This window comes from Olivibacter sp. XZL3, from assembly GCF_004368405.1.
Taxonomy (GTDB): domain Bacteria; phylum Bacteroidota; class Bacteroidia; order Sphingobacteriales; family Sphingobacteriaceae; genus Olivibacter.
Map to the genome: position 1 here is coordinate 9,850 of NZ_SBJH01000030.1, position 19,045 is coordinate 28,894.

At 42.0% G+C, this 19,045-nt stretch carries 13 protein-coding genes; all 13 read right to left on the reverse strand.

The window, feature by feature from the left end; all coding sequences use genetic code 11:
- Positions 1–6: 6 nt before the first annotated feature.
- The 13 genes from EPX21_RS07590 to mobB all read right to left on the reverse strand — a co-directional run bounded on the left by EPX21_RS07590 (position 7) and on the right by mobB (position 19,040).
- Positions 7–1,377 carry an MBL fold metallo-hydrolase RNA specificity domain-containing protein gene (locus EPX21_RS07590; RefSeq protein WP_134089071.1) on the reverse strand — a complete coding sequence of 457 codons (1,371 nt, stop codon included), beginning with the start codon at positions 1,375–1,377 and terminating at the stop codon, positions 7–9.
- Complete coding sequence (locus tag EPX21_RS07595) at positions 1,367–2,260, reverse strand: restriction endonuclease (RefSeq protein WP_134089072.1); 894 nt, start codon at positions 2,258–2,260, stop codon at positions 1,367–1,369. The genes EPX21_RS07590 and EPX21_RS07595 overlap by 11 nt, the downstream gene beginning before the upstream one ends.
- On the reverse strand, positions 2,250–4,871 hold the full coding sequence (locus tag EPX21_RS07600; RefSeq protein ID WP_134089073.1) for a cation-translocating P-type ATPase: 2,622 nt from the start codon (positions 4,869–4,871) through the stop codon (positions 2,250–2,252). The genes EPX21_RS07595 and EPX21_RS07600 overlap by 11 nt, the downstream gene beginning before the upstream one ends.
- A complete protein-coding gene (locus tag EPX21_RS23235; protein ID WP_134089074.1) occupies positions 4,871–6,790 on the reverse strand; it encodes an efflux RND transporter permease subunit in 1,920 nt (639 codons plus the stop codon). The genes EPX21_RS07600 and EPX21_RS23235 overlap by 1 nt, the downstream gene beginning before the upstream one ends.
- The gene (locus tag EPX21_RS23240) at positions 6,790–8,064 is read right to left on the reverse strand and encodes an efflux RND transporter permease subunit (protein ID WP_134089075.1); all 1,275 of its coding nucleotides are present in this window, start codon (positions 8,062–8,064) and stop codon (positions 6,790–6,792) included. The genes EPX21_RS23235 and EPX21_RS23240 overlap by 1 nt, the downstream gene beginning before the upstream one ends.
- A complete protein-coding gene (locus EPX21_RS07615; RefSeq protein ID WP_134089076.1) occupies positions 8,061–10,184 on the reverse strand; it encodes a heavy metal translocating P-type ATPase in 2,124 nt (707 codons plus the stop codon). Before EPX21_RS07615 ends, EPX21_RS23240 begins: the two co-directional genes overlap by 4 nt.
- A gap of 18 nt (positions 10,185–10,202) precedes the next feature.
- On the reverse strand, positions 10,203–10,508 hold the full coding sequence (locus EPX21_RS07620; RefSeq protein WP_134089077.1) for a phosphoribosylpyrophosphate synthetase: 306 nt from the start codon (positions 10,506–10,508) through the stop codon (positions 10,203–10,205).
- A 14-nt stretch (positions 10,509–10,522) separates the two neighbouring features.
- Complete coding sequence (locus EPX21_RS07625; protein ID WP_134089078.1) at positions 10,523–11,398, reverse strand: DUF3347 domain-containing protein; 876 nt, start codon at positions 11,396–11,398, stop codon at positions 10,523–10,525.
- A 730-nt stretch (positions 11,399–12,128) separates the two neighbouring features.
- Positions 12,129–12,350, reverse strand: a complete 222-nt coding sequence (locus tag EPX21_RS07630; protein WP_134089079.1) for a heavy-metal-associated domain-containing protein — start codon at positions 12,348–12,350, stop codon at positions 12,129–12,131.
- Between the two features lie 98 nt (positions 12,351–12,448).
- A complete protein-coding gene (locus EPX21_RS07635) occupies positions 12,449–14,860 on the reverse strand; it encodes a heavy metal translocating P-type ATPase (protein ID WP_134089080.1) in 2,412 nt (803 codons plus the stop codon).
- 88 nt (positions 14,861–14,948) lie between these two features.
- On the reverse strand, positions 14,949–15,512 hold the full coding sequence (locus EPX21_RS07640) for an AraC family transcriptional regulator (protein ID WP_134089081.1): 564 nt from the start codon (positions 15,510–15,512) through the stop codon (positions 14,949–14,951).
- A gap of 136 nt (positions 15,513–15,648) precedes the next feature.
- Positions 15,649–17,652 (reverse strand): conjugal transfer protein MobC, encoded by a 2,004-nt coding sequence (gene mobC / locus EPX21_RS07645; protein WP_206106027.1) that lies wholly within the window; start codon positions 17,650–17,652, stop codon positions 15,649–15,651.
- 98 nt (positions 17,653–17,750) lie between these two features.
- Positions 17,751–19,040, reverse strand: a complete 1,290-nt coding sequence (gene mobB, locus EPX21_RS07650) for a conjugal transfer protein MobB (RefSeq protein WP_134089083.1) — start codon at positions 19,038–19,040, stop codon at positions 17,751–17,753.
- Positions 19,041–19,045: the final 5 nt, after the last annotated feature.

Here is a 19,045-nt window from a genome sequence, read left to right on the forward strand (position 1 = left end):
AACCGTTTAGATTTGTATGGTTTCGTTCAATTGAGGAATATGAGCAATCCACCCAAAGGTTTCTCTTATTTTTTCCTGCAATCCTTTTGCTCCTTCTTCCTCGCTGTGGACGATGAATATTTTTTCGGGCATGGATGTTAATTTATTCATCCAGTCAACCAATCCATTCTGGTCTGCATGACCAGACAAGCCTTCTATATTTTCAATATGTGCTTTGACAGGATAAAATCTACCTCTCATTTTGATTTCTGTCGCTCCATCCAGCAATGCTCTTCCCCTTGTTCCTTCCGCTTGAAAACCTACCCACAGGATAGTCGCATTTTTATCACCTAAGTATTTTTCAAAATAAGTAAGCACTCTGCCACCAGCCGCCATTCCGCTTCCGGCTATAATTATTTTAGGATTGTTATCCTCTGCAAGTGCGTAAGCTTCATCGACACCTTTAATCCTCTTGATAGTATTGCACATTTCAAAACATTCATCGGGGGAGAGTTTATGCCATTCAGTATTATGGTGAAATACTTCTAACACATTTCTTCCCATAGGACTATCCATATAAATAGGGATGCCGGGTATTTTCCTGGTCTTTTTCAACTGCCAGAAAAGATACATGAGCAATTGCGTCCGCTCCACCGAAAAACTCGGTATGATAATAGTACCGTTTCTTGCTGCGCAACGATTAATGAGTTGTTCCAAACTGTTGATGGCAGGTTCGGCAGGGTGAAGACGATTGCCATAGGTTGCCTCAATAAATAAAACATCCGCTTTCTCCGGTTTTTCAGGGGGATATAACAGCGGGTCTATTTCTCTGCCAATATCTCCCGAAAAGACTATTGTTTTATCGCCAATTTGCAATTCAATAAACGTAGCTCCAATAATGTGACCGTTGTATCGGAAACGGTATCGGATATGCTCGTTAATGCCTATCCATTCATTGAGCGGTTGTTGTTGAAAAAGCGGTAAAGTATTTTCTACTTCCGGTAAGCCGTAAAGCGGCAAAGCGGGTTTGTGTTTTGAGTAGTGAAATTTGTTCGCTCTTATGGCATCTTCCTCCTGAATTTTTGCGCTGTCCTTTAAAATTATTTCAGCAATTTGTAAAGTTGGGGAAGTGCCGTTGATTGTTCCCTTGAAACCATGCTTCACTAATAAGGGAAGGTAGCCTGTATGGTCTAAGTGGGCGTGCGTCAGTAAAACTATATCAATAGTCTTTGCCGAAACAGCCAATGGTTGCCAATTCAGTTGCCGTAATTCTTTTAAACCCTGAAACAAACCGCAATCAATCAGTATTTTTTTACCGAAAGCGGTAACGAGAAATTTGGAGCCTGTAACCGTACCTGCTGCGCCTAAGAATTGAATTTTAATTTTATCATTGTTCATCTTTAATAATTTTTTTGTAAATAGGTTTTTCTGAAAATGTTTTACACAATGCAGCACATTCATCCATCACTTTTTGCAGCCGTGGTGGTTTTACCCCAATGCTTTGAAGCAAAGAATAATTGTGATGCAGGGTTTTACACAGCACTATTTTGTTATCCAGCAATTCTTGTTTTTCTTTTTGGGTAAGTGTGGTTAAACAGGTTACGGGATGCAAACCCGAACCGTCAATCCAATCTTTCAATCCGTTGTTTTTCGGGTAATCCCATCCCACTAAATTCATGTTCATGCACCTGCCGTATTGAACGGCATCTTCGGAAAAACGGGTGTTAGTTACCACCCAACCCTGATGAAATTTTTCGGAGTGACCGTCAATCTGTTTCCATGAAGTTTCTACATCCAAAAATCTTGACTGTATATAAAGTGGAATTTTGACATCACATATATATCCCTGCCTATTGTGGAATTTACATTCAATCATAAAATGGTGGTTGTCTTTTTCGGCAATCACATCCACTTCATGATTTACACAATGTCCCTTAACGATTACCCCGACTTGTGTTCTGTATCCCTTTTGGTTTAAAAGCTCTCCCACAAACTGTTCAAACGGAAAGCCGGACGGCCCAAATTCCATAATCGCCCTTTTTAGATTATATCTTGCCGCCAGTGGCCTGGAAGTATTTCTCAATAAGCGAAATGCTGTTTTGTAAATTTTTCGGGTGGACATTCCTTCTACCAACATTTCCATTACTTCCGAAACAATTTCATCCGCCAGTTCGGAATTTGCACCCGAATGCAAAAGGGATTGCTTTAATTTTCCCTTGTTGAAAGGAACCTTATGACCGGATGCTTTGGTAATATTTACATGGTTTGAGCTAATCTTCATCACGGATTATTTTTAAGTGTTTTAATAGTTGGATTACCAGCAATGAGCAAGTAGCTGAAACAAAAACTACGACCCAATCTTCTGTATTAAGCGGTTGAATGTTCAACGCTTCTTTGACAGGTGTTGCAAAAAATAAAGCAAGTATGATAAGCGTACAAGACAGCAAAGCATACCATACATATCTGTTCCTGAAAACTTCTGATTTAAAAAATGATACTTTGGCGGAAGCCATATTGAACACATGAAATAACTGGCAGAATATGAGCGTGAAAAACAGAATGTTGTTGCACAGCTTTGGGTCAAACTGTGTGCCGGCATGTATGAAATAGTGGCTTACAAACACCGCACCCAATGTGCAAACCGAAATAACGGCTGCATATACCCATACGGCATACCATTGTTTTGTTTTCAAGAGCGGCTCGGAAGGATTTCGTGGCCTGTGTTTCATTACAAAAGGATTGCCTTCGCTTACGCCCAATGCAAGTGCGGGCAATACATCCGTAACCAGGTTGATAAATAAAATTTGCAGGGGCAAAAGTTGGAAGTGGAGATTGGATAATGCTGCGAGGGACACAACAAACAATTCGCTCATGTTGCAGGAAAGCAGATAAATGACAAATTTTTGAATATTGCTGAAGATTATTCTCCCCTGTTTGATGGCATGAACGATGGATGAAAAGGCATCGTCTTTCAGCACCATATCGGAAACTTCCTGTGCCACCTGGGTTCCCCTTTGCCCCATAGCAATCCCGATGTCTGCTTTTTTTAATGCAGGGGCATCATTTACGCCATCTCCCGTCATGCCTACAATGTTGCCCTGCTCCTGCAACACCGTTACTAAATCCAGTTTTTGAGCAGGTGTAACCCGTGCAAATACCGATGTTTGCAGCCATTTTTGCTTGTCTATTTCTGTTAGATGCTCATAAGGTTGCATATCTTTCCCGCTTATCGGCTCATTTTCGGAAGAAATGTGAAGTTGATTGGCGATACAATTTGCAGTAGCGGGATGGTCACCCGTAATCATTACTACTCTGATACCTGCATCCTTAGCTTCCTGAATAGCCTGATAAACATCTTCTGCTGGCGGGTCTATCATGCAGTAAAGTCCTGCAAATATCAAATCTTCCAGTAATGGTGTGTTTTCGTTAGTGGTTTCTTTATATGCCCCTGCAATTATTCTTAAACCCGATGCGGCAAGTTTTTCAGACTTCTGTTTCCACTCATCCTTTAGCTGTTCAGTTAGCTGACTTTTATCGTAGCCGTTAACAATGAAAGTGCATTGGTTGAGAAGTTCCTCTGCTGCACCTTTGGCAAACACGGTAAATCCGTTACCGTTTTTATGCAACGTTGCCATCATTTTTGTTTCTGACGAAAATGGAACTTCATTGATTTTCGGAAAGATTTTTTCTACCTGCTCCTTTAATACACCTTGCTTGTAAGCATATTTCAGCAGTCCCGTTTCCAGAGGGTCACCAATCTCATTAACGCCGTTATTGTTGATTTCAACAGATGCTGTATTACAAAGCATCCCGATACGGGTAAGTAGTTCTTTGTTTTTCTCTGAAGCAATATCTACCGGGATGACTTCGCTTACTTCAATTTTGTTTTGAGTAAGCGTTCCTGTTTTATCGGTACAGATAATCGTTGTTCCACCTAAAGTTTCAACGGCAGCCAGCTTTTTTACTATTATTTTGTGCTTCGCCATTTTCATCATTCCCTGTGCCAATGCCAATGTTGCTACAATTGGCAGTCCTTCAGGAATAGCGGCTACTGCAAGGGCAATAGCGGTTTCAAGCATTTCTACGTAATCGCCATGTGTGAGAAGGCCGACAACAAAAATTAAGACAACCAATATGATTGTGATGTAGATTAGTTTGCGGCTAAATACTTGTAGTTTCTTTTCAAGCGGTGTAGCTGATTGTTTTGCCGATTGAACAAGGTGTGCAATTTTACCAAGTTCGGTTTGCATACCCGTTGCTGTTACCAATGCTTTTGCATTTCCGTTGGTGACATAGGTTCCCTTATGCAACATATTTGTGCGTTCTGCAAGGGGAGTTTTTTCAGGCAGTTCGGTTTCTTTCTTTTCAACGGGCATAGCTTCCCCTGTTAATGATGCTTCGTTAACGGAAAGCTGCGCAGCCTGAATAATTCTTGCGTCTGCGGTTATGATATCGCCAGCTTCCAGAAACAGCACATCGCCCGGAACCAATTCTTCGGAAGGAATTTCTATGAGTTTTCCGTCCCGAAAAACTTTGGACGGAACGCTTGCCATTTTTTTCAGTGCATTCATCGAGCGTAGTGCCTGCAATTCCATCCAGAAACCTACAACAGCATTGATCAGGATAACCAACAGGATTGCTGTGGCATCCAAATATTCCTGAAACCAAAAAGACAATCCGGCTGCGAAAAGTAGTAACCAGACCATGAGGCTATTGAACTGTTCCAATAGTATCCTTAACGGGCTTTTTCCTTTGTCTGCCTGAATGACATTACTGCCAAACTTTTGAAGGCGTTTTGTTGCTTCATCAGAAAGTAATCCATTTTCTTTATCACTTGCAAGTTGAGTGATAAATTGATTGATGGGAATGGTATGTATGTGTTTTGTTTCCATTAATCTATGTTTTCTAAAAATTCTACTTTACCATATTTTTTTATTTCTCTTTCCTTGACGATTTGATATATAACTGGCAAAACGATTAATACGAAAAGAGTAGAAGTTATTAGGCCAAAAACAAAAGGTATTGTAATAGGCTTCATGACATCACTACCTACACCTGTTGCCAAAAGAATAGGCATTAAACCAATCATATCGGCCATTACCGTCATCAGTTTAGGTCGTACACGCATTACGGCACCGGAAAACACGGCTTTCTCGACATCTTCGTTTGAGAGTTCAGCACTTTTCTTTTTTTCTACTGTATCTCTTATGGCTTCATTCATATAGACGAGCATCAATACACCAGTCTCTACCGCAATGCCGAATAAGGCAATAAAACCTACCGCAACAGCTACCGAAAAATTCACATCGAAAAAATACATTGAATATACCCCCCCGATTAATGCAATGGGAATACTTGAAAGGACAATCACCATTTCCTTAACCGAATGGAAAGTGAAATAGAGGACAAAAGCAATTATCAAAAGCGTAATGGGAATGATGATTTTTAAACGGTTCTCTGCTCGAACCTTATTTTCATATTGCCCACTCCATTCAATAAAATAGCCTTTGGGCAGCTTTTGAAAATCTGCATCAATACGTTTTTTAGCATCGCCAACTACGCTTCCCATATCCCTGCCACGCACATTGAACAGAACCGTTCCCCGCAGCATGGCATTTTCAGAATTTATCATTGGCGGGCCTTCCGAAATTTCAACATCCGCCACTGCTGACAATGGAATAACACCGTAACCCGATGTCTGCAAAGGCGTTCGTTTTATTTCTTCTATATCGCTTCTAAAATCCTGCGCTAAGCGCATGGAAACGCTGAAACGCTGCCTGCCTTCAATGGTATTGGTCAAAGGCATTCCTCCTAATGCCATTTCAATAAGCATATTCACTTCTTCAATAGAAAGATTATATCGGGCAATTTCTTCCCGATTAATTCTTATATCCAAATATTTCCCGCCTGTGAGTTGCTCTACATATAAATCTGCAAGCCCATCAATACCTTTCAATGATTTTTCAATTTGCCTTGAAAGGTTGTAGATAGTATCTAAGTTTTGCCCATAAATTTTCACACCAATATCTGTCCGGACACCTGTCGAAAGCATATTGATACGATTGATTATAGGCTGTGTCCAACCACTTGTAACACCAGGTATCTGCACTTTTTCGTTCAGTTCCGAAATCAGCTTTTCGGTGGTCATGCCTTTACGCCACTCCGATTGGGGTTTTAATACAACAATGCTTTCAATCATACTTACCGGAGCATTGTCGGTTGCAGTATAGGCACGACCTGCTTTGCCCAGAACATTTTCCACTTCGGGAACGGACATAATGAGCTTGTCCTGCACCTGCAAAATACGTTTGGCTTCGTTGTTGGAAACATCAGGAAGTGTAACGGGCATAAACAAAAGAGAACCTTCGTCTAACGGTGGCATAAATTCCGAACCCAAACGCACTACAAAAGGAATGCTACCCACCACGATTAAAGCAGCAATAGCAATTACCGTTTTTTTCCAATGCTGGCAAAGGCGCAAAACAGGGCTGTATATTTTTATAAAGAAATTTGCAACGGGGTTTCTGCTTTCAGGAATGAGCTTGCCTTTCATTAAAGAACGCAACAGCATTGGGACAACAAATAATGCTATAATGGCGGAGCCAATCATAGTAAAGGTTTTTGTCCATACCAAAGGCGAAAACATTTTCTTTTCCTGCCCTTCGAGAAACAATATGGGAGAGAATGAAATGAGCGTTACCAATATGGAAAAGAAAACGGCTCTTCCAACAGTGCGTGATGAGCGTTCAATGATTTTGATACGTTCTTCCTCACTCAATTCTTTTGTATTTCCTATTCTTTGCTTTTCCATTATTCTTCTGTTTTTAAAACTGCTTTTACTAAACCTTTATAAGCGTTTTCAGTCATCACAATTCCCGCATCCACCAAATCGCCAATGGCTAAGGCAATACCGCCCAATGACATAATGTTGAGTGAAATGCCAAACATTTTCACGAACATAAAGCCAATCAGCACCGACAAGGGAATGGAAACAATGGCCACTACTGCGCTTCGCACATGGAAAAGAAAAATCAGCACCACTAATGAAACCACAATAATTTCTTCCCACAACGCCTCTTTCAATGTTGCAATGGCAGCTTCAATTAAATTGCTACGGTCGTAAGCAATTTTAATCTTCACTCCGGGAGGCAAACCTTTTTCCACATCGCCTAACCTTTCTTTTACACGGTCAATCACTTCTTTTGCATTTTCGCCATATCTGGCAACCACCACACCGCCCACTACTTCGCCTTCGCCGTTTTCTTCTACAATTCCCAATCGGATGTCGCTGCTCATTTGTACATCGGCAACATCTTTCAGCTTGATGGGAATGGATTTATTTGAGCCAACGGAAATTTCTTCTATATCCCGGATGTCTTTGATATAACCTAATCCTCTAATCATATAACCCATACGGTTCATTTCATAGATACTTCCTCCAACGTCACGATTGTTGGCTTTAAGGGCATTTGCCACATCCATTGCTGAAATGTTGTAGTAAATAAGTTTGTTGGGATTGACGCTGACCTGATATTGTTTTTGGAAACCTCCGAAAGAGGCCACCTCGCTCACACCTTCTACATTCTGCATTGCAAATTTTACATACCAGTCCTGAACTGCACGGAGTTCGCCCAAATCGTAACCATCGCCCTGAAGCGTGTACCAAAAAACATGACCCACGCCTGTTCCATCGGGACCGAGAGTGGGAGTTACCCCTTGTGGTAATGCTTTTTGAGCGAAGTTCAACCGCTCCAAAACACGGGTTCTTGCCCAATAGATTTCTGCATCGTCATTAAATACAACAAAGATGAAACTCATGCCAAACATAGATGCTGCACGAATGGCCTTAACGTTGGGAATACCCTGCAAGTTGGAAACCAAAGGGTAGGTAATCTGGTCTTCCATGATTTGGGGGTTACGTCCCATCCATTCGGTGTAAACGATGACCTGATTTTCGGAAAGGTCGGGGATGGCATCAACCGGTGTGGTCATTACCGACCATACGCCCCCAACCACAATCAGCAGTATGCCTATCCACACGAAAAAGCGGTTGTGCGTTGACCATGAAATAATTTTCTCTATCATGACAGTCTCCTTTTTAAAAGTTGGGAATTAATCGCTACTACTATCGTACTTACGCTCATCAATACCGCACCCATTGCTGGGCTTAAAACAAAATTTGGATAGAATATACCTGCTGCAAGTGGTATTGCCACCACGTTGTAGCCAACCGCCCATATCAGGTTCTGTATCATTTTCTTGTAGGTAAGTCTGCCAAAGTCAATCAGTTTGACCACATCCCTCGGGTCGCTGTCCACCAATATGATATCGGCTGTTTCGGCAGCCACGTCCGTACCGGAACCCACGGCAATTCCAACATCTGCCTGTGCCAGTGCAGGTGCATCATTTACACCATCACCAGTCATTGCTACGATTTCGCCTTTTGCCTGAAACTCCTTTACTTTCTCCTGCTTGTTATGCGGAAGCACATTGGCCAAATACCCGTCCATACCCAATTTTCCGGCTACGGCAGCAGCAATCCTGTCGTTGTCCCCGGTGAGCAGAAAGGACTTGATGCCCATTTTTTTGAGTTCCTCAATCGCCTGTGCCGAACCCTCACGGATGCTGTCTGCCAAAGTAATGATGCCGATTACCCGGTCATCAATGAGGACAAAGTTGACCGTTTCGGCTTCCTGATTGATTTCGCTTGGTATTTCCGGCAGGGAAAGGTGGTTTTCGGTGAAATAATTCGGGCCGCCAGCTACGATATTTTTGCCGTTCACGACACCTTTTACACCTATGCCCTGCATATAGCTAAAGTTTTCAGATTTCCATAAGGCAAGGCTCTTTTCTTTCAATGTAGCCATAATGCCTTTAGCAATATGGTGTTCCGAATTTTGCTGTACTGCGGCAGCATACTGGATAACCTCATCGGCATTATATTCATCCGTTAACGGTATAACCTTTTCTACTGCATGGGAACCTTTGGTGAGCGTTCCGGTCTTATCAAAAATGACGGTGGAAAGTTTGCGGGTGGTTTCAAATGCCGTACGGTTGCGGATGAGCAGGCCATTGGTCGCCGAAAGCGTTGTGGAAATGGCGACCACCAACGGGATAGCCACGCCCAATGCGTGCGGGCAGGCCGTTACCATCACCGTCACCATTCTTTCAAGCGCAAAGGCAATATCTCCACTGCTTGCATACCAATAGGCAAATGTGCCTATGCCAACGGCAATGGCAATAAAGGTGAGCCATTTGGCAACTTTGTCCGCAAGGTTCTGTGTATTAGACTTGGTAGCCTGCGCTTCCTGCACAAGATTGATAACCCTGTTCAGGTAGCTGTCTTTTCCCACGGCTGTTACCTTGACTTTCAGCGCACCATCGCCATTGATAGAGCCTGCGATGACCTTTCCGTCTTTTTCCTTTTTTACGGGAACACTTTCTCCGGTAAGCATACTCTCGTTGATATACGAAAGCCCCTCCAGTACCAATCCATCGGCTGGAATTTTTTCACCCGGTTTTATGATAGCCGTTTCACCGCTTTGCAGGTCTTCGAGCTTTATCTTTACGGCTTCTCGGCCACGTTCCACGGTAACATCGTTGGGCAGCAAAGCCACCAATGACTGCAATGCCCGTGAAGCAGCCATTTGGGAACGCATTTCCAGCCAATGCCCTAACAGCATGATGTCAATAAGGGTTGCCAGTTCCCAAAAGAAGTCCATACCCTGCAAGCCAAATACAACGGCTACGGAATAGACATAGGCTACGGATATGGCAATGGCGACAAGGGTCATCATGCCTATGGCCTTGGCTTTTATCTCGCCAATCATTCCTTTTAGGAATGGCAAGCCTCCATAGCTATAAATCACCGTACCCAATGCCAGCAGCACATATTTATCGCCATTGAAAACAAGGGAGAAACCCAACCATTGCTGTATCATGTGCGACAGGAGCAGGATAGGGATTGTAATGACAAGGCTTATCCAAAAACGTGTGAGGAAATCGCCTGTATGATGTCCCTCATGTTTATTAAAGTTTTCATCAGCATGGCCATGTTGAGAATGCCCGGAATGCCCATGTTCTGATGTGTGTTCATGAGAAACTGACGCACCGCCAACGGGAACCAATGCCATGCCACAGAGCGGGCATTTGCCCGGTTCGTCTTTTAGCACCTGTGGGTGCATAGGACAAGTATATTTTTTCATAACAAGGGGTTTTAAAAGTTATGTTGCACTTAATTTTTTTGCCATCTCATGGGTCATTTCTTCGGCATAAGTACCATAGGCATCAACAAGTACGCCTTTATTCTTACTATCATTAGACGATATGGCATAAATTACGGCATTGTTATCAGGACTGCTGTCGAGGCTTTCAAACCTATGAGTTTCCGTAACCGTAAAATCCTCCGGTTTTAGTTTCAGGCTCTTTGACGCACAGTAAAGGCAGTCCGGCAACAGACTAAAATCAATACTGTACCCACGTCGTCTTAGGTCTTTAAGCGCCTGCACCATGTCATTGTACTGTACCATAGCTTTCAGACCTGTTATTTAATGGTTTCGACCGTACTTCCGCAGGTAAGCATCTGTGAGCCGTAATATGGATTTTTAACCGCATTCTCTTTACTTAGCCAATTGGCTCCCTTACCTCCATTGTACATAGGACAGTGCTGGTAATAAACTGGTGTATCCTGTTTAGACACTTTAGCCAGTATGTAGATGCTTCCCGAAAGTGCCGCAAAAGCACTTCTTTGTTTTGCAACGTCTTTTGATTTTGAAATGCTTTCCGCATTAGCTGTCAAGTCCTGCATTACTTTCATCCAAGCCGTATGTTCCTCTGCCGATAGCTTGTTCATATCGACTGCTTTAAGGGATGCAGCCAATTCAGCGGCTTTGGCAGATGCAGTCGCCGCATCGGTTTTTATCAAAGCATCTTTCACTGAAAAGTAGTTGTCAAATACAGCTTTTAGCTGTGATTGGTTTTGAGCTGCATCTTTGTTAGCTGCCATTTGGCTATGGTCGTGATTGCCATGTCCGGCATTCATGTCCATGCCCGCCTCCTTGTTTTTGGCAACCGTCTTCACGGGTCTATCATACTGGCAGCAACCAGCCAGTTTAGCATATACGTCATCCGGCGCACGGAACTTCTCGCTGTCATAACCAGCCAAAGCGATACGTTTCAGGATTTCATCCTGATTTGTTTTGTCGCCGTCATACGTGAGCGTAGCCATCTTGGTATCTTTGTTCCAGTCCACGCTGGCTACCTTTTTTACGTTACCTGCTTTTTCGATGGTGGCTTTGCACATACCACAATTGCCGTAAATCTTTACGGTTTCTGTTTTCGCATTCTTGATTTGTGCAAAACCGTTTATTGATGATAGTAATACGGCGATTACCATCATTATTTTTGATAATGATTTCATAATAAATTACATTTTGGGAAACGGGTATTTGCAAACCCATTTCCGTTTGAATTTTAACTAAATGATACAAATAGAGGAGTTACAAAAGCCGGAACAGCTTTTGACAAGACACACCTATGGCTGTCAAGCCATAAGTTTAGCTTATTTTAGGCGGTAGCCAAATGAAGAAAAAGCCCGAAGAGTAGTAGGCTTCTTTAAAATCGAATTTTTGCTTTTTAGAAACTGCAAAATGATTTTTTGCCTTTAATTCGATTACGGTTGGTAAACTTAGGGAAGTTATTGAAGCCCCGCACTTGCAAGAGTTATGTTGACAACCGCCACCGCAGTTGCCACTTTTGCATTTTTTACAGGATTTGCCCTTGCAACCTTTTTTATGCTCTGATTTTTTGGATTTCTCTTTTGAGCAGGAAGACCGCTCGGTCTTTGTTGAATTTTTGGAGCAGGCATAACTCTGACTTGGCATCATAAAGAAAACCAGACAGAACAACGTCAAAAAGCCTATATGTACTCTTAAATTTTTCAACACAACAAAGTTACTAATAAAATTGATTTTTTATATTGTCATTACGATTTTTTTTGTTATATAGGCAAAAAAATGATATATAAACAAAAAACGCTATATGCACAACAGACAATCAAACCATTTTCAGAATTGATAAAATGCCCTTTTTCGGCAATCTGACCTAATGGAAATTTGGTCGGAAAAAGGGCATTTCAAAAATTTGCTGGTTTAGACGTTCAAAGGTTCTATTTTGAAGCCTGCTTTTTGCACGGTGGATATTACTTCCTGCTCGGTAATGCCCTCTGACTTCACGGTAAGCACCTTGTCCTTGTTGGCAGTGTCCACTTCCCAATGGCAGATACCCTCTGCCTTGTCCAAGTGCGGTTTTACAGATGCTATACAACCGCCGCAATTAATGTTTGTCTTGAATTGAAATTGTTTATTTTCCATTACTAATAAATTTTAGAGTTATTGATAATGCAAATTTCAGTGCTATTTGGTTCAGAATTATTGTGTAATTTCTTATTTGATTTGTGATTTTTACTGTTTTACTTCTTCCACTTCAACCGCAGGCTGTTACTGACCACGCTCACGCTGCTCAATGCCATTGCCGCACCCGCAATCATAGGGTTAAGCAGGAACCCGTTAATAGGATAAAGGATACCTGCTGCTACAGGAATACCGATTAGGTTGTAAATAAACGCCCAAAACAGGTTTTGCTTGATGGTGGTTACGGTTTGTTTGGACAAACGTATTGCCTGTGGTATCTTGGTAAGGTCTGATGAAATGATGGTCATTTTGGCTACGTCCATTGCGATGTCGCTGCCTTTGCCCATTGCTATGCTTACATCGGCTGTTGCCATTGCGGTGCTGTCGTTGATACCATCGCCCACCATTGCCACAACCTTTCCTTTCTTTTGCAGTTCTTTCACAAAATCGGCTTTGTGCTGTGGCAAAACTTCGGCTTTGTAATGCTTGATGCCCGTCTGCTCCGCAATGGCTTTAGCGGTAGCTTCATTATCTCCGGTCAGCATATACAGGTCAATTCCCATTTCCTGCATTTCCCGGATAGCCTGCACCGATGTTTCCTTAATATTATCGGCGATGGCAATTACAGCAAGTGCCTGTTTGCTGTTTGCAAACCAAATAACGGTTTTGGACTGTTTGCCCCATTCTTCGGCCTGGTCTTGTAATTCTCCAGCAATGGTAATGTTGTTTTCTGCCAATAGCTTTTTGTTGCCTACATAATAGGTTTCGTTGTCATGGTCTGCTTTTGCGCCTTTGCCCGTAATGCTGTCGAACATGGATAGAGAGGTCGCTGCCGTACCGTCAAGATGCTTCACTACGGCTTCTGCCAATGGGTGCTCGGATTGTTTTTCGATACTCAAAAGGATTTCTTTTGCGGTGTCCTCATTGTTCAGCCATTTAATGCCTGTTACCTGTGGTCTTCCCTCGGTGATAGTTCCGGTTTTGTCCAGTACGATGGCATTTACTTTTTTAGCTAACTCCAAACTTTCGGCATCCTTTATCAAAATACCATTTTCAGCACCTTTGCCAACGCCCACCATAATAGCGGTAGGTGTTGCTAAGCCCAAAGCACAGGGGCAGGCAATGACCAATACCGTAACGGCTGCCAACAGACCTTGAACAACCCCGTTTTCGCCTCCCAAAATCAACCATAAGGTAAATGTCAGGACTGCAATACCTATCACCGTCGGAACAAAGATGCCCGCAATCCTATCGACCAGTTTCTGTACGGGTGCTTTGCTTCCCTGTGCATCCTGCACCATTTTGATGATGTGGGCAAGCATGGTTTCTTTGCCCACTTTTACCGCCTTGAACCGGAAGCTGCCTTTTTGGTTAATCGTTCCTGCAAATACCTTTTCGTTTTCCTTTTTCAATACAGGTACAGGCTCACCGCTTAACATGCTTTCGTCCACATATGAATTGCCCGATATGACCATGCCGTCTACCGCAATCTTTTCACCGGGCTTTACAAGTATCACATCGCCTGCGCTTACGTCTTCAATAGCGGTCTGCTTTTCCGTTCCGTCCACCTGTACCACGAGGACAGTTTTCGGTTGCAAGCCCATCAGCTTTTTAATGGCTGAAGATGTGTTGCCTTTGGCTCTTTCTTCTAAAAGTTTCCCTAAGAGGATGAATGCGATAATAACGGCTGCGGCTTCAAAATAAACGTGGGCATGCAGTCCCCGTTGATGCCAAAAGTCGGCAAACAGCGTATTGAATACACTGAACAGGTAAGCAATACCTGTACTTAATGCAACTAACGTATCCATATTGGCAGAACGGTGTTTTGCCTGCTTCCACGCATTGATAAAAAAGTCTTTTCCTAACCAGACAAGTACCGGAGTTGAGAAAAGCCACATTATCAGGTTTGCGTAAGGCATATCCATAAAGAACATACCGATTACCACCACAGGTAAAGAGAGGATGATTGCCCAAATGGTTTTGTTTTTAAGTTTCCTGAATTTTTCGGTGTGGATAGCTTCTAACGTTTCCTGCTGCTTGGTTTCGTCTTCAATCAATAAGTCATAACCAACTCCTTGTACCGCTTTTTGCAGGATTGAAGCATTGGTCATATTGGGCAGATATTCTACCGTAAGATTGCCCGTTGCAAAATTCACGGAAGCATTAACTACTCCCGGTTGGTATTTGACAATGCTTTCGGCACTACCTGCACAAGATGCACAGGTCATACCCATTACAGGAAAAGCACTATTAACCGTAGGAACTCCGTAACCTAAATCTTTAATTGCCTTAACCGCTTCGCTTACTGCTTCATCGCTATCTACTGTAATAGCTGCCCTGCGGTTATTTAGCTCTACTTTGTGGCTTTCTATGCCTCTAATCTGTGCCAACCCTTTTTCAACGATTAGGGCACAGTGTTCGCTTTCTACATCCTCCAATGGAATGTATATCGTTTCTCTATTTGTTGCCATATTTGCCTGCTTTAATTAACAATGCAAAATTGGCTATTATATCAACGGGTGCTATTGTGAAATTTTGGAATTGATTTGTAAGATTTATTTACACTTTATCCAGCGGCTTCCTTTTATCCTCTTTAATCTGTTTGAAATGGCTTGGTGTCAGCCCGGTAACTTTTTTAAATTGGTTACTCAAATATGCTACGCTTGAATAGTTCAGGCGATTTGCAATCTCACTTAGCGACAACTCATCGTACACCAACAATTCTTTTACTTTTTCAACCTTTTGGGCGATAAAGTATTTTTCAATGGTCGTACCCTCTACCTCTGAAAACAGATTGGACAGGTAATTGTAATCGTGGTGCAGTTTATCGCTCAATACATCCGAAAGATTGGTTTTTACATCATTGTCTTGATGATGCACCATGTCTATGATAGTGTTCTTTATCTTTTCTATTATTCTGCTCTTTTTATCGTCAATTATCTCAAATCCTAATGGTTCTAAAGTCTTTACCAAAGCATCTTTTTTTGCGGGGGTTATCTCTTGGGCTAAGGTTACTTCACCCAATTTTATATTCTTAATACCTAAACCAAGTTTTTCCAATTCATTTTGCACTACCATAATGCAGCGGTTGCAAACCATATTTTTTATAAAGAGTGTATTCATATTTATTCACTGCCACATTTTGTATTTAATATAAAAGCAATAAACAAATTTACGATTTATGTTGAACTACGCTTTGCTCGTCGTTTAATTCATTTACAATGATTGATTATTTATGACAAACGCTAATGATTTAGGATTACTCTTGTTGTACCAAGTGCTGTAAGTTCGGGTCATTCTTGATACGCTCCATTTCGCTTTCAACGATATGCAGAACATCCGATTTTATCTGTTTGTAGTTGGCTTCTATTTCCTGTTTCATTTTATCCTCGCCTTGTTCATCAACAAAGGATAAAATCTGCGGTATCTTTTGATAGGCTTTGGTTTCGGCGGCTACCTTGTCATTATCTACCACAATTTCAGCGTGAAAGATTTTTTGCTCGATACGTTCGTCAAAGTTATCCGATACAGAACCGACAAACATACCCTGTGTAAGCGTTGAAATTTTGGAAGCCGGAATAAGGCTGTCTAATTGTGTGGAAATTGAAGTAGATTTATCGTTGCGGTTAATCGTCATACTCTGACGTTTCTGTAACACTTTACCAAAGCGTTCTGATAGGCTCTTTGCCGTTTCTCCAACCACCTGACCACTGAATATATTGCCGACGGTATTCTGTATTACCTTGCTCTCTTTGTCGCCGTAATCCCTTGTTAATTGCGAAAAATCCTGAAAGCCTAAGCAAACTGCTACCTTATTACTTCTCGCCGTTGCGATAAGGTTATCCAGTCCTCTAAAATAAATCGTAGGCAACTCATCTATGATAACGGAACTCTTTAGCTGTCCCTTTTTATTAATTAGTTTTACAATCCTCGAATTGTATAAACCCAAAGCTGCGGAATAAATATTTTGTCGGTCGGGATTATTACCCACGCATAAAATTTTCGGTTCTTTCGGGTTATTGATGTCAAGCGTAAAATCATCGCCTGTCATTACCCAGTATAATTGTGGGCTAATCATTCTTGATAATGGAATTTTTGCTGATGCTATTTGTCCTTGTAACTGGTCTTGCGCTCCACCTTGCCAAGCATCCATAAACGGCGATAAGTAGTTTTCTAATTCGGGATAGGAAGTTAATATCGTGAATACCTCTGAATACTTTTTGTTCAGCAATTCAATAGCGTGTGGAAATGTACAATATTTGCCATTCTCATAGATTTTCAGATACCAAATAATGGCAGCTAAAAGGATAATTGGGCTTTCCACGAAAAAATCCCCTTGCTTCAAAATCCACGATTTGTTAAGGTTTAGCATTATGGTATATGCCGCTTCGTAAGCATCAGATATGTCGGTCATAAATTCGGGATTGAGTGGATTGCAACGGTGGCTCTTGCGTGGGTCGTCGAAATTTATCACGTAAAATTTCGGCTGAACTTTGTACTTATCCCGGTGCTTCAGTAAATGATTGTAGGCGATAGTCGAAAGGTCGTCGAATTTAAAATCGTATATGTACATACTAAAGCCTTTCTCTATTTGCTGCTTGATGTAGTTATTTACGATGGCATAAGATTTACCTGAACCCGGAGTACCCAACACGATTGATGCCCTGAAAGGATTGACAATGTTTATCCAACCGTTGTTCCATTTGCCTTTGTAATAAAACTTGGTGGGCAGGTTGACGGAATACTCGTTTTCCATCAGCTTGGTTTCCTGCTGAAAGCTCTCGTTCTCGTTATTGAAAACATCGTCCATCAGGTTAGTACGGAGCAAACGGCTCATCCATACACCTGCCATCAGCAATGCGATATAACCTAATGAGATAGTAAGGATATACAGGAATGTACCTGTTGCCGGAGATAACTTTAGCAACGGTGTATTCAGGAAGAACAGCACAAAGCCAACGCCCAAAGCCACGTAAATTTTAGTCCAGGTTATCTTCTCATTTTTTACGCCCTTTGTTCCTAAGCAACTCAAAGCCAGTAAGACCAAAGCGAATGCTTTGGTGTAAAGGGTATGTGAAAACAAACCCGCCGTTCGGTCGAAATTGCCTAATATCTTGTTGATTACTTCCAACGTCCAACCACGTTCTAAAAAGAAACCGTAGCAGAACCAATAAAGGTGCATCAGCACCAAAAGAATACTGACTGCCCGCATAAAAGCCATTATCTTGGCAAGCCCTCTTAAATCGTCTTCTCCCTGCATTATTTTAAGTTTTAATGTTCAGGCGTGAATTTAAAGGCTCTATGGAGTGGCTATAAGAATGTGGCAGCCTGTGGCGTTGTGTGGCAGTGTTTGGCTGATTGCTATTTCTGACCTCTTTGGCGTTTCCTTTTTTTCTTCATCTTGTTGGCAAAATCCTGTTCCTCGTAATCTTCGCCCTGGGCTTCGGGAAGTAAACCGCCAAATGCTTCAATCAAACCGTCTTCGTGTTTTTCAGAAGTATTCAGGAAGTCGAACAAATGATGTGGTTCTTCCGCAGGAAGATCTGCATCATTTGATGTAGATATTTTCGGTTGTAATTCAACTGGTTCTTTAATCTCCGGTTTGATGTTATTGTTCCAATAATCATTAAAGGTATTGGCAGAAAGCTCTTTGCTTAAATTTGAACCATTCCAAACCGTTTTGGAATTGTGGTCAATAAACGTCATTCCGTAAATACGACCTGCATCATTTCTACGCACCACTACGTTAATGCCCTGTTCGGCTAACTGTTTTTTAAAAGCCTGCTCATTACTTGTTGATTGCAGGGCAATTGTAACGGCAGCTTTTAGGGTTGGCTTTGTTGGGTGGTTTTTTAAAGCCTCTTTGCTTTTCGCAAAATGTAATTCCAAAGTTGGTAGCCCTGCGTTTTTACCAAATAAGGAAGCCTTAAACGGGTGTCCGGCTCTTTCTCCTTTTTCATTTAACGGAATATACAGTAAACCCTGCTGCATCTTTCCCTGTAATTCGCCGTCCACTTTTTCGGTGGTAACATTGAACAGGGAAAGCAAAGCATTGTATTCTCCCAAAGTTTGGTATCGATAATAGTTCGGCAGGTGGCGGACTACCGAAGCGATTTGGCTTTTTATATCGCCTGCCCGATAATCTACCGGACGGAAAACCTTATCAGTTTGGTTGCGCTCCTTGTCTGTTGCGGGTATCAATCCGTGTTGTCTTTCCAGTTCACGGCATACATTCATAGACCGCATTTTCTCGAATTTGTCCGAAATCTTTTTACCCTGCTCGTCCACGCAAACCGATACAATGTGTATATGGCTGCGGTCAATATCCGTGTGTTTGAACACCACAAAAGGCTGTTCGCCGTAACCCATTTCCCGCATATACTGTTCTGCCATTTCCCTAAACTTATCATCGCTAACCTTATCGTTCGGGTCAGGATTGAGCGAAATATGCAACGTATGTTTCTCGGTGTTGCGGTTGGCTATCAGGTAAGGGGCAAAAGACTGGGCTAATTGTGCCACAGAATAATGACCGCTTGCGGTTTCAATCATCTTATTGGCAAACAAAATCTGCCCGTTTTCATTCTCCACTTTAAGCTGATTGTACGCCAATGCCCCGTATAAATTTGCGCTTCTTCCAATTTTTGCTATCATTTCTG

Bases quoted from the DNA above. Each gene is read 5' to 3' on its own strand.
- EPX21_RS07590 (WP_134089071.1), bottom strand. From the start codon at position 1,377: ATGAACAATGATAAAATTAAAATTCAATTCTTAGGCGCAGCAGGTACG.
- EPX21_RS07595 (WP_134089072.1), bottom strand. From the start codon at position 2,260: ATGAAGATTAGCTCAAACCATGTAAATATTACCAAAGCATCCGGTCAT.
- EPX21_RS07600 (WP_134089073.1), bottom strand. From the start codon at position 4,871: ATGGAAACAAAACACATACATACCATTCCCATCAATCAATTTATCACT.
- EPX21_RS23235 (WP_134089074.1), bottom strand. From the start codon at position 6,790: ATGGAAAAGCAAAGAATAGGAAATACAAAAGAATTGAGTGAGGAAGAA.
- EPX21_RS23240 (WP_134089075.1), bottom strand. From the start codon at position 8,064: ATGATAGAGAAAATTATTTCATGGTCAACGCACAACCGCTTTTTCGTG.
- EPX21_RS07615 (WP_134089076.1), bottom strand. From the start codon at position 10,184: ATGAAAAAATATACTTGTCCTATGCACCCACAGGTGCTAAAAGACGAA.
- EPX21_RS07620 (WP_134089077.1), bottom strand. From the start codon at position 10,508: ATGGTACAGTACAATGACATGGTGCAGGCGCTTAAAGACCTAAGACGA.
- EPX21_RS07625 (WP_134089078.1), bottom strand. From the start codon at position 11,398: ATGAAATCATTATCAAAAATAATGATGGTAATCGCCGTATTACTATCA.
- EPX21_RS07630 (WP_134089079.1), bottom strand. From the start codon at position 12,350: ATGGAAAATAAACAATTTCAATTCAAGACAAACATTAATTGCGGCGGT.
- EPX21_RS07635 (WP_134089080.1), bottom strand. From the start codon at position 14,860: ATGGCAACAAATAGAGAAACGATATACATTCCATTGGAGGATGTAGAA.
- EPX21_RS07640 (WP_134089081.1), bottom strand. From the start codon at position 15,512: ATGAATACACTCTTTATAAAAAATATGGTTTGCAACCGCTGCATTATG.
- mobB (WP_134089083.1), bottom strand. From the start codon at position 19,040: ATGATAGCAAAAATTGGAAGAAGCGCAAATTTATACGGGGCATTGGCG.